Source organism: Intrasporangium mesophilum (genome assembly GCF_054783095.1).
This window is the reverse complement of record NZ_BAAGRF010000033.1, coordinates 1-511: the sequence shown is the minus strand read 5'-3', so window position 1 is coordinate 511 and position 511 is coordinate 1. Positions and strand designations below refer to the sequence as shown.

Below are 511 nucleotides of genomic sequence, written 5' to 3'. Positions count from 1 at the left end.
CCGAATGACAACTTTGTGAACCTGGCGGTCGCGGGTGGGGCCGGCAGCAACGCGAAGGCGAAGCTCGCATCGGATCTGGCGAACAACCAGCCGCCGGACTCGTTCCAGGGGCATGCGGGGGCCGAGCTGGCGGACTATATCGACGCCAGCCAGATCGAGCCGGTCAATGATGTGATCACGGCGTTGGGTGGGGAGGGGGTGTTCCCGAAGAACCTGCTGGACCGGTTGACGGTGGACGGGTCGATCTATTCGGTGCCCTCGAACATTCACCGGGCGAACGTGGTGTGGGCGAACGTGGCGGCGTTGAAGAAGGCCGGGATCAACACGCCCCCGGCGGACATCAAGGCGTGGATGGCGGACATGGACAAGGTGAAGGCCTCGGGGGTGGCCACGCCGTTGTCGGTGTCGGGGACCTGGACCCAGGTGCAGCTGTTCGAGAACGTGTTGATCGCGGACCTGGGCGCCCAGAAGTACAACGGGTTGTTCACCGGGGACACCAAGTGGGACTCGG

Annotated in this window: 1 protein-coding gene; it reads left to right on the top strand. The window is 64.8% G+C overall.

Going from position 1 to position 511, the window contains the following annotated elements:
* Positions 1 to 15: 15 nt before the first annotated feature.
* Positions 16 to 511: extracellular solute-binding protein (locus ACYVLP_RS23430; protein WP_460629699.1), on the top strand; the 496-nt coding region annotated here is incomplete at its 3' end.